Source organism: Pseudoduganella sp. GW821-FHT11H04 (assembly GCF_058807935.1).
Map to the genome: position 1 here is coordinate 92,895 of NZ_JBXARE010000005.1, position 24,747 is coordinate 117,641.

Consider the following 24,747-nt stretch of genomic DNA (forward strand, 5'->3'; position numbering starts at 1 on the left):
CCACCCCCCCCCCCCCCCCCCCCCCCCCCCCCCCCCCCCCCCCCCCCCCCCCCCCCCCGACTTTTGTTATGCCACCTTGCTGCCGGTCTGGGATTCGTCGGTGGAGGTGGATTGCCTTTGATTTGAGATGAAGGCGTCCAGGCCTTTCTGCACCAGGTCGTAGGTCTTATCGATGTTGGAGGCGATATCGCCTCCCAGCACGTTCAGGCCTTTCAGGATGTCGCGCGCTTCCTTGAAGCCTTTTTCGATGCCGCTCTTGATCGTGTCCATGAAGCTGTTCAGCGATTCGTCGCCTGAGAGCTCGGTATGCTGCTGCTGGAACGCGCTGAAGAAGGCGGTCGAGAGCGATACAATGCGCCCCGCCGTGCCTTCGGGCGAATTGTCTTGGCTCGCGGCGTTCTGGATCGCATCCGGCCCGAAATCAGCCTGCAACTGCTCGTTGATCGAGGTAATCGCCGATTTGTAGACCAGCGCCAGCGGGTCATTTTCAGATTTCAACGAAACAGACGCCGATTCTTGCAGGATCGACACGTTCAGCTGCATTTTGGCGCGGTTGGACGCTGTAATAGCCGTGTCATTGCTCGCAGTAGCGGGGGTGGCACGGGTGTTGACGGAAATGGGATTTGACACAACAGTCCTCCTTGCCTCAGCATTCGATAACGAGAACCAACATTTGCACCATGAGTAACCATACCTTTTTGTGGCATGACTACGAAACTTTCGGCGCCGTGCCACGCCGTGACCGCCCAGCCCAGTTTGCCGCCATCCGTACTGATGCAGAGCTGAACGAAATCGGCGAGCCGATCATGCTGTTCTGCCAGCCAGCCAACGATTTCCTGCCCGACCCAGTCGCCTGCCTGATCACCGGCATTACCCCACAGCAAGCTTTGCAGCAGGGTGTGCCGGAACACAAGTTCGCGGCAACAGTCGAGAAAGCCTTTTCGGAGCCTGGCACCATAGGTGTAGGCTACAACACTATCCGTTTTGACGATGAAGTGACGCGCTTCTTGTTCTGGCGCAACTTGATCGATCCTTATGCGCGAGAGTGGCAGAACCAGTGCGGGCGCTGGGATTTGCTGGATGTGGTGCGGATGACCTATGCGCTGCGCCCCGAAGGTATTGAGTGGCCCCTTAATGATAGCGGCAAACCGAGCTTCAAGCTCGAACATTTAACGAAGGCAAATGGCCTGGTGCACGAGGCGGCGCACGATGCGCTTTCCGACGTGCGCGCCACCATTGCGCTGGCCCGATTGATCCGTGAGAAGCATCCGAAACTGTTCGATTTCTGCCTGGCCTTGCACAAGAAGGATCGCGTGGCGGAGGAGATCGGCCTGCACCTCGCGGCGAACCTGCGCCAGCCTTTCCTGCACGTGTCGGGCATGTTCCCGGCGGAACGCGGCTGCCTGGCGCTGGTGTGGCCGTTGGCGCCGCATCCGTCCAACAAGAATGAGCTGCTGGTGTGGGATTGTTCGTACGATCCGCAGGAGCTGTTTGCTTTGGACGCTGAGACGATCCGCATCCGCATGTTCACCCGTTCCGACGCCATGCCGGAGGGGATGACGCGCTTGCCGATCAAGAGCATCCACTTGAATAAATCGCCGATGCTGGTGTCGAACCTGAAGACGCTGCGGCCGGAACTGGCCGAGCGCTGGGGGCTGGACCTGGACGCGGCGCGTGCCCATGCGGCGCGTGCTGCGGCGGGGCCGGACATGTCGGCGATCTGGGAGCAGGTGTTCTGGCGCCCAGCGGCCGAACCTGCGGATGTGGATGAGGACTTGTACGGCGGCTTTGTAGGCAATGGCGATAAACGTTTGCTCGAGTCGCTGCGGCGCGAGCATCCGGCCAAGCTGGCGACGGCGTCACCGCATTTCCAGGATGACCGGTTGGGGGAGCTGTTGTTCCGCTATCGCGCGCGCAACTTCCCGCAGACCTTGTCGGAGGAGGAGTTCGAGCATTGGGAGCAGCATCGCGCTGCGCGCTTATACGAAGGCGCAGGCGGAGCGAGGACTGTCGATGAACTGTTTTCGGAGCTGGACCGCCTTGGCGCGGAGACCGATGAACGGGGCCAGGAAGTGCTGGCTGCCTTGTACGACTACGTAGAAATGATTGCGCCGGAGCGCTACTAAGCCCGGCAAACCTGGGTCCGACCCTTGGGTCGTACCCAGGTTTACCGGGTTCGAGGGTTTAAGCGCGATGCGCGTTGATCGCGTCGCGAGTTTCCAGCGCCACACGCCGCGCAGCCGCAGCAAAGTCCTCACCACCCTGCGGCGTCGCATACAAGATAGCCCGCGAAGAATTAATCATCATCCCGGTACCACCGTAAGTACGTCCCGCCTTCACGGTAGCCTCAATATCCCCACCCTGCGCGCCAATCCCCGGCACCAGCAGCGGCATATCGCCCACGATCCCGCGCACCTGCGCCAGTTCTTCAGGGAAGGTCGCACCAACTACCAGCGCGCACTGGCCATTGGCATTCCACTTCTCCGCCACCAGCTTGGCAACATGCTGGTACAGCGGCTTGCCATCGACCTTCAGGAACTGCAGGTCCGAGCCGCCCGCATTCGAAGTGCGGCACAGGATAATCACGCCACGGTCGCTCCACTCCATATACGGCTCAACGGAGTCCGAACCCATATACGGATTCACGGTCACACCATCCGCGCCATAACGGTCGAACGCTTCGCGTGCGTACTGCTTGGCGGTAGCACCGATGTCGCCGCGCTTGGCGTCCAGGATCATCGGGATGTTCGGATATTTTTCTTTGGCGTACGCGCAGATCTTTTCCAGCTGGTCTTCCGCACCAAGCGCCGCGAAATAGGCGATCTGTGGCTTGAAGGAGCACGCCAGGTCGGCGGTAGCGTCGATGATCTCGGTGCAGAACTGGTAAATGCCTTGCGGATTATTCTGGAATTGCGCAGGCAGGCGCGCCATGTCCGGGTCCAGGCCAACGCACAGCAGGGAATCGTTGGCTGCCCAGGCAGCGGAAAGTTTGTCGATAAATGTCACAGCTGACCTCTTTCTTCTTTTCGTTGCAAACCCACCATTATAACGGGCGCCGCAGTGCGCCTTGCGCCGATCAATTGAGTGTATATTTCGATAATACGTTCCAGGGGGCGAATAATGCGAAAAATTCTGGCGGTGAGTATGCTGTCGGCGGTTTTACTGTCCGGCTGCGGTTACAACGAATTCCAGGCCAAGGACGAAGCGGTCAAGGCGCAGTGGGGTGAGGTGGTCAACCAGTACCAGCGGCGCGCCGACCTGATTCCTAACCTGGTCAATACGGTCAAGGGCTATGCCTCGCATGAGCGCGAGACCCTGGAGGCTGTAACCAAGGCGCGCGCCTCGGCCACCAGCATGCAGGTGACGCCGGACGTGCTGAACAATCCCGGGGCCTTGCAGAAGTTCCAGCAGGTGCAGGGGGAACTGAGCAGCGCCCTCTCCCGCCTGATGGTGGTGGCGGAAAAATATCCCGACCTGAAGGCTGATGCCAGCTTCCGCGACCTGCAATCCCAGCTCGAGGGCACGGAAAACCGGATCACCGTTGCGCGCCAGCGCTATATCGCTTCGGTGCAGGATTTCAATGTCCTGGCACGGCGCTTCCCGACCAACCTGACTGCCAAGATGTTCGGCTATGACGTAAAGCCGAGCTTCACGGTCGAGAACGAAAAATCCATATCAACCGCTCCAGCAGTGGACTTCAACAAGAAGTAAGGAGCTTCCATGGCAACCCCTCCACGGCAAACACGCGGTGGCGGCAAAGGTTCCAGCCGCGACGAGGATCGTTTGAGCGATCCCCTGCTGGACCGCGACCTGGCGCGCCGAACTGGCGGGCTGACCGAACATGCCAAGCGCTGGTCGATCCTGCCTGGATCGCCATGGCTGCGGGTGGTGATCGGGCTGGCGGTGCTGGCGCTGCTGGTGCTGGTCGTCACCGGTGCGCAGGCGGCGGATGGTTTCGTCGCCGTGCCTGCGCATGCTGTGCGCGTGACCGACCAGGCGGGGATGCTGACTTCCGAGCAGCGCGCGGCGCTGGATGGGGCGCTGGCTGATTATGAGCGCAAGACTGGCAGCCAGATCGCTGTTTTGCTTTTGCCTTCCACTGCGCCTGAGGCGATCGAGCAGTACAGCATTCGCGTGGCCGATGCCTGGAAGCTGGGGCGCAAGGGGGTTGATGATGGCGTGCTTCTCGTAGTGGCGAAGGATAATCCGTCCTCGCTGCGCCGACTGCGGATTGAGTCCGGCCGCGGAGTCCAGGGGACGCTGACGGATGCTCAGTCTAAACGCGTTTTGCAGGATGTGATTGCGCCGCGCTTTCGGCAAGGAGATTTCTACGGTGGGCTGATGGCGGGCGTGAGCGCGATTGAGTCCTTGCTGGATAAGGAGCGCTCCCCTGCGACGGCCGGAAACGCGCCCCCAGGCGGCCTGGCGCCGGGCAGCCCGGCAAGCGGCGGAGCGGCCGGCGGGGTGGCGTCGGGTGGCGTCGCGGGCATGGCGGAAGCAGCGGGAGCCGGCGCGATCCCTGGCGTCGGGGCGGGCGCACGCGGAGACGTCGGTGCAAGTTCCGGCGGGGACAACAGCGGCAACGCGACGGGCGGTGGCGGCGCCGGACGGGGAGCGCAGCGCGATGCAGACGATGGACGCGGCGAAGGCCGTTCATCCGGCTGGCTATGGCCGCTGCTGCTATTCGGCGTCTTCGTCATCCTGCCGCTGATGCGGCGCTCAGGGGGCGGACTGCGGAGCGGCGGATGGGGATCGAATGCCTCCGGCGTATTGATCGGGGCGGCGCTGGGTAACGCCTTGAGCGCCGCAGCGAACCGCAACAGCGGCAGCTATGGGGGCGGCTTCGGCGGGGGTGACTTCGGCGGAGGCGGTGGAGGCTTCAGTGGCGGCGGCGGCACATTCGACGGCGGCGGCGCCTCGGGAGACTGGTAATGGCAACCCTACCAAACACCTTCTTTGGCCGCTGCAAGCGCGCGTTGCACCATATGCGTCACGGAACCGCCCATGGCAAACAGCTCTTCCCGCCCGACACGCTGAAAGCAATCGAGCAAGCCATCGCCCAGGGCGAACTACGCCACCGCGCCGAGGTGCGCCTGATCGTGGAACCCGGCCTGGAAGCCCGCGCAGCCTATAGCAACATCACCAACCGCCAGCGCGCCCGTGAACTGTTCGCCCAATACGGCGTCTGGGACACAGAAGAAAACTGCGGAGTCCTCATCTACATCAACCTCGCCGCGCGCGAAGTGGACATCGTGGCCGACCGCCACGTCGGCCGCTTGGTCTCGGAAGCCGAATGGCAAACCATCTGCCGCACCATGACCAGCGGCTTTGCCCAGGGCGATTACCACGCCAGCACCCTGTCCGCGCTGGAGCAGCTCAATACACTGTTAGCCCGCCACTACCCGGCTGACGGCAAGCGCCCCAACCAACTGCCCAACGACGCAGTCATCCTCTAAAATATGCTTCCTAACCGACAAGCGGAAGCGATATGAAATTAACCAATAAAGTAGCCATCGTCACCGGTGCGACCCAGGGTATCGGCCTGGCCTGCGCGCAGCGCCTCATTAACGAAGGGGCCAAGGTAATGCTGGTGGACATCAAGCCGGAAGGCGTCCAGGCCGCGCAAGCGCTGGGCGACCAGGCCCGCTTCTTCGCCGCCGACGTCAGCCAGAAAGCCGACGTGGACGCCATGGTGGCCGCTACCCTGGCAGCCTTCGGCCAGGTCGACATCCTGGTCAACAACGCCGGCGTCACCCACAAATGCAGCTTCCTCGACCTGGCGGAAGCCGATTTCGACCGCGTGCTCGCCATTAACCTGAAATCCATGTTCCTGTGCGGCCAGGCTGTCGCGCGTGAAATGGTCAAGCAGCAAAGCGGCTGCATTATCAATATGTCAAGCGTGAACTCGGAACTGGCGATTCCGGACCAGGTGCCCTATGTGGTGTCGAAAGGCGGCGTGAACCAGCTGACCAAGGTCATGTCGCTGAACCTGGCGCCGTATGGTATTCGTGTCAACGGCATCGGCCCCGGCACCATCCTGACCGAACTGGCAAAACAAGCGGTTTTGGCCAGCCCGGAAGCCAAACGCACCATTTTGTCGCGCACTCCTTTGGGGCGTTGCGGCGAGCCGGAAGAGGTCGCTTCGATCTGCGCTTTCCTCGCCAGCGAGGACGCCAGCTATATGACCGGCCAGACGCTATTCGTTGATGGCGGCCGCATGGCGCTGAACTACGTTGTACCAGTTAAAGAATAGTTATACGTTTTTTGAATAACGCATATCGAAATTCGAAATTGGACTAATATGTGGCAACGCACCATAATTGCACATGTCTCCACTATTCTCCTCCAAGAAAATAGTTTAAGCCCGCTTTAACCAGCGGGCTTTTTTTTTGTCCACCGTGGGGTCAGGAACGAAAGTGGACATTTCCTGCAGAAATGTCCACTTTCGTTCCTGACCCCACGGTGGACATAATTTACAATCGGGAAAGCGAGGAGGGGCTGCGGTGGAGAGACTGTTGAACCGGCTGAAGCTTTGGCAGCGTTTTGCGCTGCTCGGACTGATGGGCGTCCTCCTGGTCGCCCCGCCCTTCTACCTGTTCTGGACCGAGAATAGCCGCAACATCCACTTTTCCGCCGCCGAACAGGCTGGACTCAAACCTGGCGCCCAGGCACTCGATCTCCTGCAAAGCATCCAGCAACACCGTGGCTTGTCCGCCGCCTTCGTCGGCGCCGGGCAACTTGCCAGCGAACGCGCAGCGAAGGAAGCCGAAGTCAACCGCCTCCTGCTCGGCATGTCGGCCCTGCTGGCCCCGGGTGAAGGCCAGGACCGCAAAATGTTCGCCCGCATCCGCGATGAATGGAATAGCCTGGCGCGCGACGTGAGCTCCCGCAGCCTGGCCACGGTCGACAGCTACGAGCGCCACACCGCCCTCTGCGAATTCACCCTGCTCTTCATCGAACAACTGGCCGACCAATCCGGCCTGTCGCTCGACCCCGATGCCGATTCCTATTACCTGATGCGCGCCACCTATTTCGACTTGCCGCGCGTGGCGGAAGACCTGGGCCAGATGCGCGCGCGCGGCGCTGGCTTTCTCGCGACCCGCAAGATCGATATCGAAGGCCGGGCCATCATGTACAGCCTGCTCAGCAAAGCGCGCCACGCCAGCGCCAGCATGCAGCGCACCATCGTTAAGGCTGACGCCGCCAATTCCGCGCTGAAGCTCAAGCTCGACATGCCGGTCACCGCCGCCAGCACCGCTGCCGCCGAAGTGACCGAACTGGCGCGCACCCGCATTGTCATGGCCGACACCCTGGACTACGCCGCGCCGGATTACATTGCCGCCACCACGCGCGCCATCGACCAGCAATTCAGCGCCGCAGACGCGAGCTTTGCGCTGCTCTCCACCCGCATCGCACAGCGCCTTAAACAGCAGGAAAAAACACGTCAACTGCTGGCCGGCGGCGTCATCGCCATTGCCGTGCTGGCCATCCTGATCGGCTACGCCATCAGCCACCACCTCGTATGGCAAATCGGCGGCGAGCCGTCCGCAGTGTGCGAAGTCCTGAAGCAAGTCGCGCAAGGCGACCTGACGCAGCGCATGCACCTGCATCACGACGACAACAGCAGCCTGGCCTTCATGGTGCAGGACATGGCGCAACGCCTGCACGCCACCGTCACCAGCGTGCGTCAGTCGGCCGATGCGCTGGCCAATGCGGCGGCTCAAGCCAGCGCCACCGCGCAAGCGCTAAGCACCAGCTCCACCGAACAAGCCGCCAGCGTCGAGCAGACCAGCGCCTCCATCGAAGAGATGAGCGCATCAATTTTCCAGAACCACGAAAATTCGCGCGTCACCGACGACATGGCTTCGCGCGCGGCGGGCCTTGCGGTGGAAGGCGGCGATGCAGTCGCGCGCACAGTCACGGCCATGCAGCAGATCACCAGGGAAATTGCGATCATCGACGATATCGCCTACCAGACCAACCTGTTGGCGCTGAATGCCGCTATCGAAGCGGCGCGCGCGGGCGAGCAAGGCCGGGGCTTCGCCGTGGTCGCGGCGGAAATACGCAAGCTGGCCGAGCGCAGCCAGTCCGCCGCGCAGGAAATCAGCGGCGTGGCGCAGGACAGCGTGGCGGTAGCTAACCTGGCCGGCAAGCTGTTGAAGGAAATCGTGCCCGGCATCCTCAAAACCTCCGAACTCATTCAGGAAATCAACGCCGCATCGCGCGAGCAAAGCAGCGGCGCCAGCCAGATCAGCGTGGCCATCAACCAGCTCAGCGAAACCACCCAACGCAATGCCGCCGCTGCCGAGCAACTGGCTGCGACGGCGGAAGAACTGGCCGGCCAAGCCGATATATTGCTCGACGCCGTGGCTTTCTTCAAAGTATGAGCAAAGCTTGATTTATGTCATGGTGCCGTCACAGAGAATCCCTATAATGGACACATCTGAGACACACGCAATCGATATGCGTGGTCGCAGAGGGAGCGCCGGCCTAGTGCCGGCGCAACCGCTTCTGTGGTACCTTCCCACCCATGCAAAATTTCCTCACCAAGCTGTTCCTCAGCGACGCCCATGCGCGCCTGCGCTTCTGGGGCGCCATCGTCCTCTTCATCCTTAACTGCATTATCGGCTCGATTCCCGGCATGCGCGCCGAGGCAGCCCTTTACGCCAGCGGCGTAGTGCTGCACAGCAGCGGCTATTCCTTCCTGGCTTTCCTGCTCTTCACAGGCTGCAAAGGCGTACCTGCGCAGCGTGCGTTGAAGGCCGTGTTCGGCATCGCCATCATGGGTGCGATCGATGAAATCGTTCAATCCTTCTTCCCTTACCGCCACGGCTCGGTGCAGGACTGGCTGGTCGACATGGCTGCCGCAATCATTGCGGCGACGCTGATGTGGGCCTTGTGGAGCCTGCGCAAACGCCCCACCGCTTGAAGTGCGTCGGCCGTTTTCATAACGGCGTACACTTCCCCGGCGCGCATGTGTGGCTAACCTTTTTGGGGAGGATGTATGAAACTTTCCGTAATTGTGCTGGCGAGCGTTGCCCTGGCGGGCTGCGCCCACAACAGCAGCAACAAGACCGCGAGCATGGATGAGAGCACCAGCACCCAGGCCGTCGCTTATTGGGATGGTGTGGTGGAATCGATCGACCCGGCCGGCTCCATGTCGGCAGGCGGTGCGGTGGGCGCGGCAGCTGCAGGCGCCGGCAGCGGTTACCGTGTCGTCGTGAAGCGGGCGGACGGCACAAGAGAAACCATCAATGTGGACAGCATGCCCAGCTATCGCGTTGGCGACAATGTCCGCTATTCGAATGGTGCGCTGAACGCCAGCCCGAAATATTAATAGACCTTTTCGACCTGGTAGCCGTGCTGGCGCAGCAGTGCCGGCACGCCTTTGTCGCCAACCAGGTGCAGCAAGCCGATGCCGATGAAGGCGTCGCCCTTGCGCATGATGGCTTCGATATTGGCGGCCATCTCGGGATTGCGCTTGCCCAGCAAGGTGAGGTCCATGAAACGGGCCGATACCGACTCGCCCGTTGTCAATTCGCGCGTCAGTGCTGCGATGCGGCTTGCGTCGGCGGCGCTCCATGCCTCGACCAGGCCGGCGGATTTGCGCAGGGCTGCGCCGCTTTCGATATCGGCGATATTCTCCAGCAGGTAAGCTTCCTGCTGCGCGTCATCCATTGAGCCAAACAGGCTCAGCTGGTAATCGGCTGTTTCAAGTTCCTGCAAAGGTTTCTTCTGCTGCGTGGCATTGGTCAGCAAATAGCTTTCCACGCCCAGGCCGCGGTTGAAGCCGCTCTTCTCGATCTCTTGCCCTACCAGGATATTTGCCACCACCCATGGGCGGTAATGCTGAACACTGGACAGCGGCAGCTTGACCTTGTCCAGCGCCAGCTGCAGCTTGGCCAACGCATCCGGCGACAGGTGCTGCGCGATGGTTTGCCCGGCCGGGTATTGGCCATGGCGTTCCAGCGCACGGAAGTAAGGCCCGCTGGCACGCACATCGAGTTCCAGTACCAGCGAGCTGGACTTGGCAAGCGCTTCGGTCACTTGCGGTTCGAGCGGGAAAAAGTCCTGCTTGCCCACGTGGATGGTGCCGAACAGGTAAGAAGTTTTGCCCTCGTGATGCACGCGATACAGCGCGCCGCGGCGCGGCACGTCGTTGAGCTGGATGGCATCCGCAGGCGCGGCGACAGGCGCCGGCGGGATACTCATATCCATACTGTGTGCCGACAAGGAAAAGGAGAATGCAGTCAGGAAGACAAGCTTGCGGAACATGGCATCTTTTCAAGGGATGCCTGTTACGCAGCCAGGCATGGGCTGAAGGCTTCCGCTGCGAAAGCCTTGTTGCCCATAGTAAGTTCAATTACTGCCGCGTGGCAATACTCGTTTCGTCAAGAAAGGTCAATTACGGCTGATTTATTGCGCCAATTCCACAAGCACGGCCGTGTACATTTCCAGATTGAGCATTAGTTGTTTCTCCGTTATGAACTCATGTTCGGAGTGGCCGGTGTAGACCTTGCCCGGCATGGCCGGTCCAAAGCTGACGGCACGCGGGAACAGGCGCGAATTGGTGCCGCCGCCGATGGAGATCGGCTGCGCATCCTGGATGCCGGTGTAGTGGGAGAACACCTTCATCAGGGTTGGCAGTTGCGGCGCGTTGTCCTGCACCCAAGGCTCACCAATTTCCGCGGCCAGGGTGGCGCGCGGCTGGTTCTGCTCCTTCCACGAGCTGAATGCTGCATTGATTTGCGCAGTCAGTTCGGCCGTGGTTTTTCCGCGCGGGCGGCGCAGGTTAATGCCGAGGGTCAGGCCTTTGTCAGTCTGCTTCAGCGTGGTCGGCGACACGGTCATTGGCCCCATGAATTCATCGGCGTAAGCGATTTTGCCGAACTTCTCGCCCGTCAGGCCGGTGCCGATCATGTCGTTGACAAAATCGACCATCATGCCGGCCTGGCTGCCGCCCCAGTGCTGCACTGCCAGCGCATCGGCCAGCAGGGCAATGGCGTTGACGCCATCTTCCGGTTTGGAGGAGTGCGCGGCCAGGCCCTTGCCGGTGATGGTCAGCCGCTTGCCTTGCCAGGCGTATTGGTAGCGCATGCCCAACTGCTTGGCGGCGCGCGCGCGGATGCCCGCTTCCAGTTCGGCGTCGGCATTGTCGATCAGGGCGCGCGCATCTTCCGGAATCTGGCTGTCGAAGAAACCGCCGGTAAAGCTGGCGATCAATGCGCCGCTACCCGGTGCGGAAGGCATGTCAGGCAGGGTCACGCGCACCGCGCCCCATCCCTTCTCCGCCGTCACAGCCGGATATTCGGCGTCGAGGGTGATATTCGTTTGCGGCGGCTTGTGATCCTTGAGAAAGGCTTGCAGCGGCGCCCAGTCCGATTCCTCGGCCATGTAAATATACAGTTCGATGCGCTTTTTCAGCGGTACCTTGCGGTCCTTGATCGCCTTCATCGCATACATGGCGGTGGCGATCGGGCCCTTGTCGTCTTCGGTGCCGCGCCCCAACAGCAGGCCCGGTTCACTGGTGCGATCGAGCTTGAACGGCGACTGCTTCCACTTGCTTGGGTCCACCGGCTGCACGTCGCCGTGGGTGATCACGCCGACACGTTCCTTGCCCTCCCCCAGGCCCACCACCATCACATAGCCGTAATCGGTGAAGTCCAGTCCCAGGTCCTTCGCTTCCTGCTTGATGTAGCGTTTGAATCCGATGTGCTGCGGGTTCTTCTCGAACGGCACCTTCTCGTCGGCCACGGTGTTGAAGCTGACCATGTTGGCCAGGCTGCCGATCACCTTTTCACCGTATGCCTGGCGCGCATGGCGGGCCGTTGCGGTGGCCGTGTTGCTGACGGGGGATGCGGCTTGGACGGTGGCGCAGGCCAACAAGGCGCTAAGGGCAAGTCTCTTGATCATTGTGATTATTGGTAGTTGGAGAGGATATGGTTGATGGCGCCTTCGCGCACCAATTGAGTAATGGCGGAATCGACGTCCGCCAGCGGCACGCTGCTGCGTGAAGAAAGCGCACAGCGCGTCAGCTGCTGCTTCAGCACCAGCGGAGGATGGGCATCGAAACGTCCCCCTTGCCGAACCTGGTAGTCGAAGAAAGCCTTGTCGACAATGATGTGCCGCACGCGGCCAAGCCTGAATTTCTGCAGGTTGGCGACGGCCGACGTGGTGTCGGCGCGCACGAAGCCATCGCCCAGCGCATGGTCCATTTCAGGATAGGAAAATCCCAGCACGGTGCCCACGGGCTGGCCGCGCAAGTCGGACGGTGCATGCGGCCGCGGCACGGCCAGCGAAGAAAGCAGCAATTCGGACTGCGGGAAAAACGCCTGCGTCCACTGGTGCTGTCCCTCCAGCCACTCCGGCTGGTAGGTGCAGAGGATGTCGGCGCGGCCGGATTCGAGGGCCTGCGCCAGCCGCTTGCGCGGCAGGACTTCAATTACCAGGTCGCGATGGAGCTTTTGCGCCAGGGCCTTGCCCAGGTCCATATGGACACCGCCAAGCAGTTTGCCGTCGCGGATATCCGCCATCGGCATATCGACGCTGGTCGTCACCAGCACTACCAGTTGGCCAGCGTGAGCAAATCCCATGGCCAGGTAGCCAAGCAGCAATGTGCATATCAACTTCATGCCGGAATATTAACCGATCCTCTCATTGATAGTTGGAGAGGATCTTGCCGATGGCTCCCTCATTGAGCAGTTCCGTAATGGCGTTGTCGACTTCCTCCAGCGTCACGCCGCTCTTTGGCGACAGCGCACAGCGCGTCAGGTACTGCCTGATTTGCAGCGGTGGATGCACAGGCAGTTTTTCTCCCTGGTGCAGGCGGTAATCATAAAAAATCTTGATGGTGGCCACATGGGCAATGCGGCCGACGGCCAGCTTGCGCAAGTTGATCGCATTCGATGTCACGTCGGCACGCCTGAAACGCATGCCCAGCGCCGCTTCCAGCTCGGGGTAGCTGTAACCGAGCACCGTGCCGATCGGCCGGTTCGCCAGGTCTGACAGTTCGAGCGGGGCCGGCGCATTGAGCGCGCTCACCAGCAACTCGGTTTGCGGGAAAAACGGCTTGGTCCAATGGTAGTGGCCAGGCAGCCATTGCGGCAGGTAGAGGCAAAGCAAATCGCCCTGCCCCGATTCCAGCGCCATCGCAATACGCTTGCGCGGCAAGACCTGGGTCACCAGTTGCCGGTTCAATTTGCGCGCGAGCGCTTGCGCCAGGTCATGGTGGATGCCGCCACGCAGCCGGGCGCCATCGATATCGGCCAGGGGCATTTCCGTACTGGTATCGACCAGCACAACCAGATCGGCGGCGCGCGCCGGCGCCATGGCCATGAGTGCTGACAGAAGGACGAAAATGGCTTTCATGCGGAAATATTACCCCACCAGCAGGCTTTTGGTTTCGGTGCTATTCTCGACCGCCATGAAACAAGAGCACCACATCACCCCCGCCATGGTCCTGCTGCTGGCCGTAGCCAGCGGCCTGATCGTCGCCAACCTGTATTACGCCCAGCCCCTGGTGGGCCCGATCAGCGCCGCCACCGGACTCGATCCCGGCGCCGCTGGCCTGATCGTCACGCTCACGCAAATTGGCTATTGCCTTGGCCTGGCCTTCATCGTTCCGCTGGGCGACTTGCTGGAAAACCGCCGCCTGGCCGTTACGCTGCTTGGCGCGACCGCCCTGGCGCTGCTTGGCGCTGCAATGGCCGGCAATGCCGCCTCTTTCCTTGCTGCGGCCTTCTGCATCGGCCTTTGTTCAGTGGCGGCGCAAGTGCTGGTGCCGTTTGCCGCCCACCTGTCGGCGCCGGAAAAGCGTGGGCAGACCGTGGGCACGGTGATGAGCGGACTGCTGATGGGGATCATGCTGGCGCGGCCGGCCTCCAGTCTTGTCGCCGATGCACTCGGCTGGCACGCGATCTTCTTCATTTCCACCGCCTTCATCGCGACGCTGGCCGTGGTGCTGCATGTACGCCTTCCGCAGCGCGTGCCGGAAGGCGACTACCACTATGGCGCGCTGCTCGCCTCCATGTGGACACTGCTGCGCACAACGCCGGTGTTGCGCCGGCGCGCCGCCTACCAAGCCTGCATGTTCGGCGCTTTCAGCCTGTTCTGGACCACGGTGCCGCTGGTGCTGGCCAGCCCCGTCTTCGGCCTGTCGCAAAGCGGCATCGCGATTTTCGCTCTTCTCGGCGTGGCCGGCGCCATCGTTTCACCGATTGCAGGCAAGCGCGCCGACCAGGGTAAGAGCCGTTCAACGACTTTATGGGCGCTGCTGGCAGGCGTAGCGGCATTTGTTGCACCATTGATGTTGCACGGCGGTCGCGATCTGGCGCTGCTCTTGCTGGTGGTGTGCGGTGTGGTGCTGGATATGGGCGTTACCGCCTGCCTGGTGGTGGGTCAGCGCGCCATCTTCGCGCTCGGTGCGGAAACGCGCAGCCGCCTGAATGGCCTGTATATCTCGATCTTCTTTGCCGGCGGTGCACTAGGTTCATCGCTGGGCGGCTGGACCTGGGCGCATTATGGATGGCACGGCGTACTGGTGGCGGGCCTGCTATTCCCGCTGGTGGCGCTGCTGGTGTTTGCTACCGAGCGCCGCGCTTAGTGCGCCCACAGCCTGAATTCCCCCTGCATCTGCAGGTTGCCATTAATGTTGACGCTCCCCAGGTTGCCGGTGACGGCAGCGCTAGGGTCGTTCTGCACGCTCATTGATTCAAAGCCGAAGTTTGTGTATCGCACCTGCGAAGGCAGCGTGATGGCGATGTAGTCTCCGCCATCCGGGCGCTGCTTCACGTTCAAGCCGATGGCAAACATGTCGACCGTGCCGCGCACATTGCGCAAGACGATGTAGCGCGGCTCGGCGCCATCATGGAAACCCAGCGACAGCCGGCTGTCTGTTACCGCACCCACCAGCGTAGGGTCATTGATCGCAATATGCGCCGCGAAACTGATCCCATCGCGCGCATTGACGCCGGAGAGCTCGTTGTCGTCCAAGGGCTTCGACGGCGCGGCCTGCAGCATGGCCGGGACCGACAACAGTAGCGCGGCAAGTCTCTTCATTGGCGGAATTTGATATCGAGGTAGTTGATCTGGATATTGCCGATGCGGGAAGAACCCAGGTCCACATTGCCGCTCGGCGCGGTGAAGCTGATTTTTCCGATTTCGATGCCGCCGCTGGCAGCCTGGCCGCTGCCGTATTGCGCGTCCGGCAGGCCGATGCCGATATGCAGGTGCGGACCGTTTTCATCAGCCTGCGCGTTCACCACGGCGGGTTGGCGCGCAACGTCGGCAATCACCCAGGGCTGCCCCGTGAAGTTGCCGTTTTCGTCGGTGGCGCCGATGCGTATATTGTCCAGCGCCATCTGGCCGGCGGTATTCGCGCGGCCATTGGGACGCAGCGCCCATTGTCCAATATCCATGCGCAGCGCAACGCCCAGCGCCAGGCCATCCTGCGTGCGCGGGGTCGAGAATTGCCATCCGCCGCCATACAAGGCCAGGTCGCTCACGACGACGGCGCCGCCATCCCGGTTGACACCATCCGCATTCACGCCGAAGTCGTAAGCAAACTGCCACTTCTGTTCGCCGTTAGCGTTCGTCGGCAGGCTGAATTGCGCAACGTCGGCCAGGCCGTTATTGCTGCGCAGGATGTCAAAGCGATACGGGTCCGAGAACGGCACCGCGCTGTCGCTGCGGGAGGCGCTGGGATTGGCGGCCCAGATGCTGGCGCCATCGGGGCGCGTATAAGTAACGCGCAAGTCGCCGCTCATGGAGTAGCCATTCAAATCGAAGCTGACACCGTCGCGCCCTCGCACATCGGACAGCGCGCTGTCGTTGAGGGGGCGCAGGCCGCCCGTCTGCGCCTGGGCCGACGCCGCCAGGGCGGTGAACGCAGCAAGCAGCAGCTGACGTGGCGCGGGCAGCATCAGCGCCCCGCCGGCAAGGCAGGCGCAATGGCCGGCAGCTGTGCCAGTTTGTCGCGCCAGTTCAGCCAGACGCCCGACTGCGCCGCATCGGGCAATTGCGTGGTGCCGCTCGGCGCCTGGAACTGCACGCCCGTCTTCAGCACGGAAACCCAGAAATCGCGGCTCGGCCCCGTGGCGTCGCCCGCATGCACACCGACCAGCGATGCCGCGCCATCCCAGCGCTTGCCGCCGCCCGCATCGGTATGCGAATCAATCGTTGCAGGCTGGCCGTTGGCGTCCACGCCGTTCACCAGCAGCGAGCCCGAGATGCTGTTCATCTTCACGCCCACATCGCCGCTGATGCTGTCAAAGCCCATGCGCATGCCGATCACTTCGCGCGGCGCCGTGGCGTCGCCGGTATTGCGGTACACGACTTCGAAATAGGGATTGATAATCGAGACCTTGCTGCCGTTCTGCCCGAACTGCAGCAGCGGCATATCGATATCGGCGCCGGTCCCTTCACGCGTGGGAAAGCGGTAATCGCCCAGGCGGATATTGCGCAAGGTGGCATTCAGCTGCACGTCCGCATCGAGTGCAATGCGCGTGAAGTCAAAGCCGCCAAGCGCGCTGTTGCTGACTGCCAGCAGCCCTTGCCCGCGTGCGCGCGACAGGTCATCGTCGCTCATGGGGCGCAGCTGCGCGCTAGCCGGCGCACAGAAAAAGACGGCCGACAGAGCGGCCGTTAAGAGACGGGATTCCATCATCAAGGAAGCCACAATGCGGCCGCTCGCGCGGCCGCAAAGCGGATTAGTGTGCCCAGATCCACACGGTGGTGCCGCGCAGGTCAACCTGGTTCATCGCCATCGAACCGTAGGAAGCGTTGCTGTTGCCCATCTTGATCGAGTCAACCGAGATGTTCAGCAGTTTGCCAGCGGCCACTTGGACGTCGGCAGGGATAGCGATCTGCACAACGTCGCCGCCGGAGACTGGGTTGTACAGCGAACCTGGGTTGGTCACACCAGCGGCGCCGGCGGCCTGCAGGAAGGAGTTTTTCGACAAGATGTCGATGGTCGCAGCAACCAGGCCGTTGATTTTGATGCCGTTGAAGCTCACCGAGCCGCCGCCCAGGCCGTTGGCATCAACCGCGTCGGTGTCGGTGTAGACGAAGGAACCGACATTCACGTTCAGGTTGGCGCCGATCGACACGCCGTCCTGGCCGGTAACGGTGCTCAGTTCTGCGTCCTTGATCGGGGTCATGGCCGATGCGGACAGTGCCAGGGTGGACAGGGCGATTGCTACTGCGGTGGTAATACGTTTCATATCGTTATCTCCGTTCGAATTGGTGTGGGTTTGCTTGTTGTGTACCCCCTTTGCCGCGGCCAGTCCTGGTGGGTCCGGTGCGGCGAGGTACCGTCTTAATATTGTCGCAATATTAATTAAATTTATGATAGGTGGCGCCGACGCACAGGGTCTAGCGTTTCGCATTGACCGTGCAAGCCAAAGACTTGGCCTTGCGAGCCACACAGAGGAAGAGCGCTGTTGCGAGCATGTTGCTTGCTTTAGCATAAAGTTTCATGCGCGAAGTAGAGGTGTGCATCTAATTTATTCAAGCTCCCGGCGCGCAAAACATGCGTAAATAAATAACAAAAGAGCAAGGACGAACGTTCGTCCACATTATTTGGAGACGCCATGGGAGCAGGTTTCGACGCGCGCGCGACGCGCAAGGGCAGCGCTTTCCCCAACGATCGGGGGTTGCCATGCTGATGCTGTTGATGGGGGTGCTCGCCGCCCTGATTGGCGGGTCCGCCGCCCTCTCCCGTAACGAGATCGAAGACCGCCCCAAAGGGCAGTACGAAATGCCGCAAACCATGCTGGGCGGCGGCGCGTATTCGCAGGCCGTGAGCATGGAGCCCTACTCCGAACTCAAATACCGCCATATCGTGCGCCAGGCTTATGACTACAGCTGCGGTTCCGCGGCCCTGGTCACCATCCTCAAGTTCCACATCGGGATCAGCGTCACCGAGCAGCAAGCGATGGAAGGCATGCTGGAAAAAGGCGAAAAGGAAAAGATCATCGAGCGCCGCGGCTTCTCGCTGCTGGACATGAAGCGCTACGCCGCATCGCTCAACGTGCCCGCCGCCGGCTACAAAGCCGAAGTGAAGGACTTGCTCACGCTGGACGAACCGGCCATCGTGCCGATCGACTACGGCGGCGCCAAGCACTTCGTGGTGTTGCGCGGCATTCGCAACGGCGTGGTCTTCATCGCCGATCCTTCCGCCGGCAACCTCGCCTTCTCGGTGCAGGAATTCGCCACGCTGTGGGACAAGAACACCTTATTTATCCTGTCCGCGCCTGCCGGACAGAAAGCGCCGGCACAACTGGCGCTGAATGACCAGGAGCTGGGCGTGGTCGACATGGACCGCGTCACCAACCGTGGCCAGCTGGATCCCTTCAACAACACCACGCAACTGCTGGAACGTGCTGTCAACTCTGGTGCGGCACGCACCTGGATGCACCGTCAATAAGGAAATCGAGCATGAAATATGTCACCCTGCCTGTTTTGCTTGCCACCGCGCTGCTGGTGCATTCGACCGCCGGCGCCCAGGAGAGCACGGCAGCGAATAGCACCGATAAGGCACGCGATGCGCTGGCAAAAAAAGAAGGAGAAGGCGACCAAAGCGCCCTGCTGAAGGAAACCCTGACCGCGGTCGACAAGCAGTACTCCCTGATCCGCAAGGGGAAATACCAATACACCTATGACCTGAACTACAGCTACATCGGCCAGGAAAAGCTCGTCACCGATTTCACGGCCGAGGGCCTGACCCTGTTCGAAATCGAGAACGTATCGTCGCACGTCGTCACCAACACCCTGTCGGTCGACTATGGCGTGTGGGATAACCTGACCGCCAACGTCACCCTGCCGGTGATCGGCAAGTATGCCGAAGCCAAGGGCGGCAACAACACCTCGTTCTCCTTGGGCGACATGACGCTGGGCGCACGCTACCAGCCGTGGGAAGCGCGCCGCGACACGGCCAACTTCACCGCCGTCACCAACCTGCGCCTGCCCACCGGTCGCAGCCCGTTCAAGATCATCGCCGGCAGCGGCGAGGCAACCGGCAGCGGCGTCGCGGCACTGTCGCTGGGCATGAACGTCAACCGCATCGTCGATCCTGTCGCGCTGTTCGGCTCCGTTTCGCTGACTGCCAGCGCGCCGGCCACGGGCCTGAACCAGGTCAATGGCACGCGCGTGTTGAACCGTGTGGCGCCGGGTACACAGTTCGGCTTCGGCATGGGCTTCGCGTATGCCCTGTCGTATGGCATTTCTACAACGATGTCCTTCCAGGGCGCGATCGCGCAAGGCGCCAAGTTGCGTTTTGCCGACGGCCTGAACGTGAAGACTGCCTCGCAAACTTCCGCGATCCTGAACTTCGGCATGGGTTACCGCATGTCGCCGAAGAACACGGTCAATATGTCGGTCGGTATCGGCCTCACCGCGGACTCGCCGAACTTCTCGGTTGGCCTGAACATGCCTCTGGCGTTCTGACGAGGGAGCGATGCGCGCCCCGCTCCGCATGGCGGCATGTGCCGCTGCGATCTCATGCGCCCTGCCCGCACACGCTGCGCTGGTGGAAAACCTGACCACCAGCGTGGTGGCCATGGCGCTGGGCAATGCCGTCACGGCAGATCCACCGGGCATCGACTCGGTGCACTTCAACCCTGCCGGGCTGGCCCGCCTGCAGGGCGACCTTACGCAGCACACCGCGTTCGGCGCATCGATCCGCTCAAGCGCCACCTTCACGCGCCCCGACAATTTCGATATCGGCGGCTGGAAGGACGACCCGATCAGCGGCACCAGCACGGGACCGATGCGGCAAGCCATGTATGTGCCGACTTACGGCATGCCCGGCTGGCGCTTGCCCTTCGTGGTCGTGCCCACCCTGGGCTTTGCCTGGCACAACCCGGGCTCGAAATGGACCTTCGCCACCAATTCTTATATGGCACAGGCGATCAGCCTTGACCGCACCAAAGACCCGAACGACCCGGGCCGTTTTGATGGCCGCCAGATCCAGCTGCAACGCCTGGTGTACGCGTCGCCCTCCTTCGGCTATAAGTATTCGGACACCTTGAGCTTCGGCGCCGGCGTGCCGATCGCGCACTCGGCCTTTGTGGTCGATACGCAGATGCGCTTCCCTAACCAGCTGCTCGGCATCTTCGGCAAGCTGCAGCAGGGCTGGTGCCCGGAGGATGGCGGCAACATTATCGACACTTTCGGCTTTGGCCTGTGCGGCGGCGGCAAGGAGGGCATGGTCAGCCCGTTCAAGAACGCAGCTTCGATGCGCCTTGAAATGACGTCGCCGGTCGACCCGACGCTGAACCTCGGCGTGCTGTGGGAGCCAGCACCGTGGTTTGCCCTGGGCGCGGTTTACCAGGGCGGTTCGCGCACGCGCTACACCGGCAAATACGAATTCGACACCCAGCCCATGCTGCGCAACTTCGTCAAAGGCCTGAATTCGAGCCTGTTCGGGCCTGTGGCCGGCGCCATCCTGGGCCTGCCGCAGTCCATCCCCGAAGTCCAGAAGGGAAATATGTCGGCGACGATCTCCTTCCCTTCGCACCTGCAGGTCGGCCTGAAGTTCAAGCCGGTGAAATACGTGCAGCTGAACGTGGATGCCAGCTACGCACGCTGGAGCGACTGGGACCAGCTGGTGTTCGAATTCGACCAGAGCATCAAGCTGCTCGAAGTGGCGCGCCTGTACGGCATTCCGGATTCCACCAAGCTGAAGATCCCGCGCGGCTACAAGAGCGTGGTGAATTTCGGCTATGGCCTGACGCTGTCTCCGTTTGACGGCCTGGCGCTGCGCTTTGGTTACGAGCCGCGCAAGTCTTCGGTCCCGCTCGACAAGATCGACCTGATCGCACCACTGCCGGACACCAAGCTGTATAGCATGGGCCTGAACTGGCGCGTCAACAAGAGCTATGAACTGAATCTCACGGGCACTTATATGAAAGGCAGCTTCAACGCCCCGGCGGAAACGTCGGACAACATGAACAGCAGCAAATTCCTCAACATTATTTACAACCCTTATGCCGGCCATGACGTGGCCGGCGACATCAAGGTCCGGTATTTCGGATTCAGTCTTGTCGAACATTTCTAGGAGCGCATGAGATGAAAAAACTCGCGACAGTGATCGCCGCCCTTGCCATCGGGACCTCAGTGCAAGCGGCCCAGGTTCCCGCGGCCAAACAGGAGTTGGTCAACCGCCTGCTGCAGCTGTGGCATCCGGAGACCATCAGCGAATCGATGCTGCAGCAGCCCGTGGGCGACGCGGTACAGCAGGCCCGCGTCGTACTGCAAGGCCGCGTATCGCCTGAAAAACGCGACGCGGCAATAAAGGAAATCATGACCGACGCCCGCAAGTTCATGGACGACAATCGGCCGGCTACGCAAGCCAGCGCGCAGAAGATCGTCGGCACCACGGTGGCCCCGATGCTGGCGGAGCGCTTCACGGAAGAAGAACTGCGCCAGATCATCGCCATCCTGGAATCGCCGGTGAAGAAGAAGTTCGAAGCCATGGTGCCGGAACTGCAGAAAAAGCTGGGCGAAGGCGTAGCCGCCGATACCCGCGCCGTGATCGACCCCAAGCTGCAAGACCTGCAGCAGCGCATCGGCATGCGCCTGCGTAGTGCGGTGACGCCCTGAGCGGGAGCACAGGCCATGAGCTATTCTTCAGCTCTTCACCTGGTGCGCGGCGTCAAGTCGCGCCTTTCCCATTCCGGCGTCGAGGCGGAAGCGCTGTTCGAGCTGGCCGGCCTGAATGAGGGCGACGGCCTGGCGTGCGATGCGCTGACGCTGTCGGACAAGCTTAGCCACCTGTGGGAGCTGGTGGTGGAGCATTCTGGCGATCCGCTGATCGGCCTGAAGGTCTCCACTCCGCACCGACTGGGCTGGCTTGGAGTGATGGGACACATCATGCTGCTCTCGCCGACTGTGCAATGTTCGATCGAGCGTTGCCACGGCCAGTCGCGCGTGGGCATCCTGCTGCCTGGCATGCACCGCATGGTGCCGCGCCAGCGTTACGACTTTGTCTGGTGCGTACTGCTGCGCACCCTGCGCTGTGCTTCCGGCCGCGACGACGCGGTGCCGGTGATGGTGGAATACGCCTTCCCGGAGCCTGCCAATGCGGCCTTCTTCGAAAACACCTTCGGCTGCCCGGTGCATTTCAACCGGCCGCACAATGTGATGGAGTTTTCCGATTCCGATATGGTGGCGGCGCTGCCCAATGGCGGCATGCCGCAGCAGGGCGGCGGCCAGCACCTGCTGGCGCAGTTGGCGGAGGCGCATCCACCGGCTTTCACTGCGAGGGTGCAGGAAATCCTCGCCTCGCTGCTGCCAAAAGGACCGCCGCATCGCGACACGGTGGCGGATCTTCTGGCCATGAGCGAACGCACCTTGCAGCGCCGCCTGGCGGAAGAAGGCACCAGTTTTTCCACCGTGGTAGACGATACCAGGCGTGCCCTGGCGCGGCAGTCGCTCGAAGCTGGCGACCTGTCGTTGAAGATGCTCAGCTTCCAACTGGGCTTTTCCGAGCCAAGCGCGTTTTACCGTGCATGCAAGCGCTGGTTCGGCATGACGCCTTCCGACCTGGCAAATCATGGAGAAAAACATGGCATGGTATAGACCCGAACACCCGGCGCAATTGTTTGGCCAGCTGCTGGTCAAGCACAAGCTGGTCACCGAAGAACAGCTGCAAAGCGCGATCGAGCACCAGCGCCAGACGGGCCAGCGCCTGGGCGAGATTCTCGCCGAGTGGAACCTGGTCACGCACCAGCATGTGCAGGACATCCTGCGCAAGCAGCGCCGCGTGCGCACGGCGGCGGCTCTGCTGGGTGCGATCTTCGCGCCGCTGGAAGCCTACGCGGCCGAAGCTGTGGCGGCGGCGCCGGCTGCCATCAGCGCGCCTGCGGCGATCTTCCCGCGCGAAGGCTCGCTCGCCGCGCTGACCGAGCATGAACTCGATGCAGTGTCGGCGCAGGGCCTGGAGGACGACCTGGTGCGCCAGGTGCGCGATCAGCTGAAGAAAAACGGCGTCGAAGTAAGCGGCGACCTGGCAAAGCTGGTCAACCCGGTGCTGGGCGTGCTCGATGCGGACGTCAGCGTGCACAACGTGGTGTACGCCGCAAACCGCGCGACTTCCACCATCAACCCGGACGGCTCGCTGTCGCTGAACCTGCCCACCACCATCGGCGAAATCAACTTCAACAACATTCGGGTGCATGGATCGGCGCCGGGCGGGCCGTCGTTCGGCAGCATCTCCATGCGCGGCATCGACCTGACCGGCACGGTCATCACCCTGGCGCTCAAGAAATGAAGCGCGCCGCCCGCTTCTTGCTGCTGGCGCCCTCGCTGGCTTGCACCGTCGCCATGGCAGCGCCCCAGTCACCCGACATTGCATCGCTGGAAGGCGGCTTGGTGCACGTCGTGGAAACGCCCAGCACCGGCCTTCCCGGCAAAGCATTCACTGCCTGGACGCTGGTTGCGGCCTCCGTACCGCGCCTGTGCGCCATGGTGCAGGACTACCCGTCCTACTCCTCCTATATGCCGAACACCAAGAGCGCCCTGCCCGTCGGCGCGGGCGATGGCTATGTGCTGGTCGACATGACCCTCGACCTGCCGCTGGGACAGGAAAAGAAATACCGCTTGCGGCTGGAGCCGCAGCAGCCCGCCGCTTCACAGTGCCGCTTGAACTGGCGCCTGGTGCCAACGGGATTGGCTGCGGGCGACACAATCGCCGACACCACGGGCTACTGGCAATTTACTTCGGCGCCCGGCGACGGCGGCAAGACACTGGTTGAATACCACGTCTACGCCGATCCAGGCCCGGTACCGTATGGTTTCGGCTGGATAGTTGACATGATGAGCAAGCGCAGCCTTCCGCGCACGCTGGAAGCCTTACGCGCGCAGGCAGGAAAATAAGCTAATCAGTACAGTGATAGACACTGCGCATCTTGTTGCGCTGGTCTGACGTCAGGCGCGCGCTCGTGGCATTGTAGATAAAGTTTTCTTCCTCGCGCAGCAACAGGAAACTGCCGTCGGCTTGTTCGGTCCACACCAGGTAGGCGCAGTAGGTGTCGGCATTGGCAGTGCGGCCGCTGAAATCCACTGCGGCGTAGGTGCCCGGCGTGCCGCTTTGCGAGCTGCGGTAAATCGTTACCTTTCTCAGCTCGCGCTGCTGCATCGCGCCGGCGCGCGCCATGCTGTCGGCGCTGGCATCGCGCCATTGCTCGAACGTCCACTGCTTTTGCAGGCCCGGCCCCATGCGCTCCCATGCCTGGCGATAGCGCGCCGCATCCTTGTCGGCAAAGTAGGCCTTGCTCAATTCCTCGACGCGCGCCTTTTGCGTACTGGTCGGCTGCCAGGATGGCGCCGCATTGGCCGGCCTGGACGGAGCGAGCGATTGCTGCAGCGCTGTGTTCATGCGGCGAAATTCTTCCAGCATATCGTCGCAAGCTTGCTGCTTCGCCTTGCACAGCGCGTTCATCCTGATTGAAGGCTGGCCATTTTCGATGACCACCGTGCGCCGGACTGCGGCGGGATGGGCCGGGTGGCCGGGCTGGGTGAACGACCAGAGCGTGTGATTGGCCTTGTCGTCTGCAATGGTCCAGCCGCTTTCCACCGAAAACGTCACTTCGCCGCGCGCCTTCAGCGACGCCAGCGCCGCCTCGGCGGAAGGGTAGTCAATGCTGCCGCTTGCAGCGGCTGCGAGTAACAGAAAATTAATCATTGTTGAAATATAGACTATGGAACAATCGTGGGTCAAATATGCTAGCATCCGTGGTCATACCACCA

Annotated in this window: 27 protein-coding genes; 16 read left to right on the plus strand and 11 right to left on the minus strand. The window is 62.0% G+C overall.

The window, feature by feature from the left end; translation table 11 throughout:
* Positions 1-66: 66 nt before the first annotated feature.
* Positions 67-630, minus strand: coding sequence for a DUF5610 domain-containing protein (locus AC1RTP_RS13470; RefSeq protein ID WP_498608133.1), 564 nt, complete (start codon positions 628-630; stop codon positions 67-69).
* A 50-nt stretch (positions 631-680) separates the two neighbouring features.
* Here AC1RTP_RS13470 and sbcB point away from each other — a divergent pair, with 50 nt between their 5' ends.
* Complete coding sequence (gene sbcB / locus AC1RTP_RS13475) at positions 681-2,126, plus strand: exodeoxyribonuclease I (protein ID WP_498608134.1); 1,446 nt, start codon at positions 681-683, stop codon at positions 2,124-2,126.
* A 58-nt stretch (positions 2,127-2,184) separates the two neighbouring features.
* On the opposite strand, the gene pyrF is transcribed toward sbcB, so the two are convergent.
* Positions 2,185-3,006: an orotidine-5'-phosphate decarboxylase gene (gene pyrF, locus AC1RTP_RS13480; RefSeq protein WP_498608135.1), complete on the minus strand. Its 822-nt coding sequence runs from the start codon at positions 3,004-3,006 to the stop codon at positions 2,185-2,187.
* A 114-nt stretch (positions 3,007-3,120) separates the two neighbouring features.
* Here pyrF and AC1RTP_RS13485 point away from each other — a divergent pair, with 114 nt between their 5' ends.
* From AC1RTP_RS13485 to AC1RTP_RS13515, 7 genes are all read left to right on the plus strand, one after another.
* A complete protein-coding gene (locus tag AC1RTP_RS13485) occupies positions 3,121-3,711 on the plus strand; it encodes a LemA family protein (RefSeq protein WP_498608136.1) in 591 nt (196 codons plus the stop codon).
* Between the two features lie 9 nt (positions 3,712-3,720).
* On the plus strand, positions 3,721-4,932 hold the full coding sequence (locus AC1RTP_RS13490; RefSeq protein WP_498608137.1) for a TPM domain-containing protein: 1,212 nt from the start codon (positions 3,721-3,723) through the stop codon (positions 4,930-4,932).
* Positions 4,932-5,456 carry a TPM domain-containing protein gene (locus tag AC1RTP_RS13495; RefSeq protein WP_498608138.1) on the plus strand — a complete coding sequence of 175 codons (525 nt, stop codon included), beginning with the start codon at positions 4,932-4,934 and terminating at the stop codon, positions 5,454-5,456. Before AC1RTP_RS13490 ends, AC1RTP_RS13495 begins: the two co-directional genes overlap by 1 nt.
* 32 nt (positions 5,457-5,488) lie before the next feature.
* Positions 5,489-6,253, plus strand: a complete 765-nt coding sequence (locus AC1RTP_RS13500; protein WP_498608139.1) for an SDR family NAD(P)-dependent oxidoreductase — start codon at positions 5,489-5,491, stop codon at positions 6,251-6,253.
* A gap of 262 nt (positions 6,254-6,515) precedes the next feature.
* A complete protein-coding gene (locus AC1RTP_RS13505) occupies positions 6,516-8,387 on the plus strand; it encodes a methyl-accepting chemotaxis protein (protein ID WP_498608140.1) in 1,872 nt (623 codons plus the stop codon).
* Positions 8,388-8,530: 143 nt separating this feature from the next.
* Complete coding sequence (locus AC1RTP_RS13510; protein WP_498608141.1) at positions 8,531-8,929, plus strand: VanZ family protein; 399 nt, start codon at positions 8,531-8,533, stop codon at positions 8,927-8,929.
* A 75-nt stretch (positions 8,930-9,004) separates the two neighbouring features.
* Positions 9,005-9,337: a hypothetical protein gene (locus AC1RTP_RS13515; RefSeq protein ID WP_498608142.1), complete on the plus strand. Its 333-nt coding sequence runs from the start codon at positions 9,005-9,007 to the stop codon at positions 9,335-9,337.
* Here AC1RTP_RS13515 and AC1RTP_RS13520 read toward each other — a convergent pair.
* From AC1RTP_RS13520 to AC1RTP_RS13535, 4 genes are all read right to left on the minus strand, one after another.
* Positions 9,334-10,218 (minus strand): TraB/GumN family protein, encoded by an 885-nt coding sequence (locus AC1RTP_RS13520; protein ID WP_498608143.1) that lies wholly within the window; start codon positions 10,216-10,218, stop codon positions 9,334-9,336. The genes AC1RTP_RS13515 and AC1RTP_RS13520 overlap by 4 nt on opposite strands.
* A 198-nt stretch (positions 10,219-10,416) precedes the next feature.
* Positions 10,417-11,913 (minus strand): dipeptidase, encoded by a 1,497-nt coding sequence (locus AC1RTP_RS13525; RefSeq protein ID WP_498608144.1) that lies wholly within the window; start codon positions 11,911-11,913, stop codon positions 10,417-10,419.
* Positions 11,914-11,918: 5 nt separating this feature from the next.
* Positions 11,919-12,632 carry a substrate-binding periplasmic protein gene (locus AC1RTP_RS13530; RefSeq protein WP_498608145.1) on the minus strand — a complete coding sequence of 238 codons (714 nt, stop codon included), beginning with the start codon at positions 12,630-12,632 and terminating at the stop codon, positions 11,919-11,921.
* 22 nt (positions 12,633-12,654) lie between these two features.
* Positions 12,655-13,368 (minus strand): substrate-binding periplasmic protein, encoded by a 714-nt coding sequence (locus tag AC1RTP_RS13535; protein ID WP_498608146.1) that lies wholly within the window; start codon positions 13,366-13,368, stop codon positions 12,655-12,657.
* Between the two features lie 55 nt (positions 13,369-13,423).
* Here AC1RTP_RS13535 and AC1RTP_RS13540 point away from each other — a divergent pair, with 55 nt between their 5' ends.
* On the plus strand, positions 13,424-14,602 hold the full coding sequence (locus AC1RTP_RS13540) for an MFS transporter (protein WP_498608147.1): 1,179 nt from the start codon (positions 13,424-13,426) through the stop codon (positions 14,600-14,602).
* Here the strand turns inward: AC1RTP_RS13540 and AC1RTP_RS13545 are convergent.
* From AC1RTP_RS13545 to AC1RTP_RS13560, 4 genes are all read right to left on the minus strand, one after another.
* The gene (locus AC1RTP_RS13545) at positions 14,599-15,057 is read right to left on the minus strand and encodes a hypothetical protein (protein ID WP_498608148.1); all 459 of its coding nucleotides are present in this window, start codon (positions 15,055-15,057) and stop codon (positions 14,599-14,601) included. The genes AC1RTP_RS13540 and AC1RTP_RS13545 overlap by 4 nt on opposite strands.
* A complete protein-coding gene (locus AC1RTP_RS13550; RefSeq protein ID WP_498608149.1) occupies positions 15,054-15,920 on the minus strand; it encodes a DUF6160 family protein in 867 nt (288 codons plus the stop codon). The genes AC1RTP_RS13545 and AC1RTP_RS13550 overlap by 4 nt, the downstream gene beginning before the upstream one ends.
* Positions 15,920-16,585, minus strand: coding sequence for a hypothetical protein (locus AC1RTP_RS13555; protein WP_498608150.1), 666 nt, complete (start codon positions 16,583-16,585; stop codon positions 15,920-15,922). The genes AC1RTP_RS13550 and AC1RTP_RS13555 overlap by 1 nt, the downstream gene beginning before the upstream one ends.
* A gap of 121 nt (positions 16,586-16,706) precedes the next feature.
* Positions 16,707-17,219 carry a DUF6160 family protein gene (locus AC1RTP_RS13560; RefSeq protein ID WP_498608151.1) on the minus strand — a complete coding sequence of 171 codons (513 nt, stop codon included), beginning with the start codon at positions 17,217-17,219 and terminating at the stop codon, positions 16,707-16,709.
* A 437-nt stretch (positions 17,220-17,656) separates the two neighbouring features.
* On the opposite strand from AC1RTP_RS13560, the gene AC1RTP_RS13565 reads away from it, so the two are divergent.
* Genes AC1RTP_RS13565 through AC1RTP_RS13595 form a run of 7 tightly spaced genes read left to right on the plus strand, consistent with a single transcriptional unit; the run spans position 17,657 to position 23,874 of the window.
* The gene (locus AC1RTP_RS13565; protein WP_498608152.1) at positions 17,657-18,424 is read left to right on the plus strand and encodes a C39 family peptidase; all 768 of its coding nucleotides are present in this window, start codon (positions 17,657-17,659) and stop codon (positions 18,422-18,424) included.
* A gap of 11 nt (positions 18,425-18,435) precedes the next feature.
* Positions 18,436-19,443 carry a transporter gene (locus AC1RTP_RS13570; RefSeq protein ID WP_498608153.1) on the plus strand — a complete coding sequence of 336 codons (1,008 nt, stop codon included), beginning with the start codon at positions 18,436-18,438 and terminating at the stop codon, positions 19,441-19,443.
* A 10-nt stretch (positions 19,444-19,453) separates the two neighbouring features.
* The gene (locus tag AC1RTP_RS13575) at positions 19,454-21,055 is read left to right on the plus strand and encodes an OmpP1/FadL family transporter (RefSeq protein ID WP_498608154.1); all 1,602 of its coding nucleotides are present in this window, start codon (positions 19,454-19,456) and stop codon (positions 21,053-21,055) included.
* Between the two features lie 11 nt (positions 21,056-21,066).
* Entirely contained in the window at positions 21,067-21,600 is a 534-nt protein-coding gene (locus AC1RTP_RS13580) for a DUF2059 domain-containing protein (RefSeq protein ID WP_498608155.1), read from the plus strand.
* Between the two features lie 15 nt (positions 21,601-21,615).
* On the plus strand, positions 21,616-22,578 hold the full coding sequence (locus AC1RTP_RS13585) for an AraC family transcriptional regulator (protein ID WP_498608156.1): 963 nt from the start codon (positions 21,616-21,618) through the stop codon (positions 22,576-22,578).
* Positions 22,565-23,269, plus strand: coding sequence for a cyclic di-GMP-binding domain-containing protein, MshE-related (locus tag AC1RTP_RS13590; protein WP_498608157.1), 705 nt, complete (start codon positions 22,565-22,567; stop codon positions 23,267-23,269). The genes AC1RTP_RS13585 and AC1RTP_RS13590 overlap by 14 nt, the downstream gene beginning before the upstream one ends.
* Positions 23,266-23,874 (plus strand): SRPBCC family protein, encoded by a 609-nt coding sequence (locus AC1RTP_RS13595; RefSeq protein WP_498608158.1) that lies wholly within the window; start codon positions 23,266-23,268, stop codon positions 23,872-23,874. Before AC1RTP_RS13590 ends, AC1RTP_RS13595 begins: the two co-directional genes overlap by 4 nt.
* Before the next feature lies 1 nt (position 23,875).
* On the opposite strand, the gene AC1RTP_RS13600 is transcribed toward AC1RTP_RS13595, so the two are convergent.
* Positions 23,876-24,682 carry a DUF4019 domain-containing protein gene (locus AC1RTP_RS13600; protein WP_498608159.1) on the minus strand — a complete coding sequence of 269 codons (807 nt, stop codon included), beginning with the start codon at positions 24,680-24,682 and terminating at the stop codon, positions 23,876-23,878.
* Between the last annotated feature and the right edge of the window lie 65 nt (positions 24,683-24,747).

Coding starts and splice junctions, on each gene's coding strand:
- AC1RTP_RS13595 (WP_498608158.1), top strand. CDS start 23,266: ATGAAGCGCGCCGCCCGCTTCTTGCTGCTGGCGCCCTCGCTGGCTTGC.
- AC1RTP_RS13580 (WP_498608155.1), top strand. CDS start 21,067: ATGAAAAAACTCGCGACAGTGATCGCCGCCCTTGCCATCGGGACCTCA.
- AC1RTP_RS13530 (WP_498608145.1), bottom strand. CDS start 12,632: ATGAAGTTGATATGCACATTGCTGCTTGGCTACCTGGCCATGGGATTT.
- AC1RTP_RS13600 (WP_498608159.1), bottom strand. CDS start 24,682: ATGATTAATTTTCTGTTACTCGCAGCCGCTGCAAGCGGCAGCATTGAC.
- AC1RTP_RS13485 (WP_498608136.1), top strand. CDS start 3,121: ATGCGAAAAATTCTGGCGGTGAGTATGCTGTCGGCGGTTTTACTGTCC.
- AC1RTP_RS13535 (WP_498608146.1), bottom strand. CDS start 13,368: ATGAAAGCCATTTTCGTCCTTCTGTCAGCACTCATGGCCATGGCGCCG.
- AC1RTP_RS13500 (WP_498608139.1), top strand. CDS start 5,489: ATGAAATTAACCAATAAAGTAGCCATCGTCACCGGTGCGACCCAGGGT.
- AC1RTP_RS13575 (WP_498608154.1), top strand. CDS start 19,454: ATGCGCGCCCCGCTCCGCATGGCGGCATGTGCCGCTGCGATCTCATGC.
- AC1RTP_RS13585 (WP_498608156.1), top strand. CDS start 21,616: ATGAGCTATTCTTCAGCTCTTCACCTGGTGCGCGGCGTCAAGTCGCGC.
- AC1RTP_RS13590 (WP_498608157.1), top strand. CDS start 22,565: ATGGCATGGTATAGACCCGAACACCCGGCGCAATTGTTTGGCCAGCTG.
- AC1RTP_RS13510 (WP_498608141.1), top strand. CDS start 8,531: ATGCAAAATTTCCTCACCAAGCTGTTCCTCAGCGACGCCCATGCGCGC.
- AC1RTP_RS13520 (WP_498608143.1), bottom strand. CDS start 10,218: ATGGATATGAGTATCCCGCCGGCGCCTGTCGCCGCGCCTGCGGATGCC.
- AC1RTP_RS13490 (WP_498608137.1), top strand. CDS start 3,721: ATGGCAACCCCTCCACGGCAAACACGCGGTGGCGGCAAAGGTTCCAGC.
- AC1RTP_RS13565 (WP_498608152.1), top strand. CDS start 17,657: ATGCTGATGCTGTTGATGGGGGTGCTCGCCGCCCTGATTGGCGGGTCC.
- AC1RTP_RS13495 (WP_498608138.1), top strand. CDS start 4,932: ATGGCAACCCTACCAAACACCTTCTTTGGCCGCTGCAAGCGCGCGTTG.
- AC1RTP_RS13540 (WP_498608147.1), top strand. CDS start 13,424: ATGAAACAAGAGCACCACATCACCCCCGCCATGGTCCTGCTGCTGGCC.
- sbcB (WP_498608134.1), top strand. CDS start 681: ATGAGTAACCATACCTTTTTGTGGCATGACTACGAAACTTTCGGCGCC.
- AC1RTP_RS13550 (WP_498608149.1), bottom strand. CDS start 15,920: ATGCTGCCCGCGCCACGTCAGCTGCTGCTTGCTGCGTTCACCGCCCTG.
- AC1RTP_RS13515 (WP_498608142.1), top strand. CDS start 9,005: ATGAAACTTTCCGTAATTGTGCTGGCGAGCGTTGCCCTGGCGGGCTGC.
- AC1RTP_RS13545 (WP_498608148.1), bottom strand. CDS start 15,057: ATGAAGAGACTTGCCGCGCTACTGTTGTCGGTCCCGGCCATGCTGCAG.
- AC1RTP_RS13570 (WP_498608153.1), top strand. CDS start 18,436: ATGAAATATGTCACCCTGCCTGTTTTGCTTGCCACCGCGCTGCTGGTG.
- AC1RTP_RS13555 (WP_498608150.1), bottom strand. CDS start 16,585: ATGAGCGACGATGACCTGTCGCGCGCACGCGGGCAAGGGCTGCTGGCA.
- AC1RTP_RS13560 (WP_498608151.1), bottom strand. CDS start 17,219: ATGAAACGTATTACCACCGCAGTAGCAATCGCCCTGTCCACCCTGGCA.
- AC1RTP_RS13525 (WP_498608144.1), bottom strand. CDS start 11,913: ATGATCAAGAGACTTGCCCTTAGCGCCTTGTTGGCCTGCGCCACCGTC.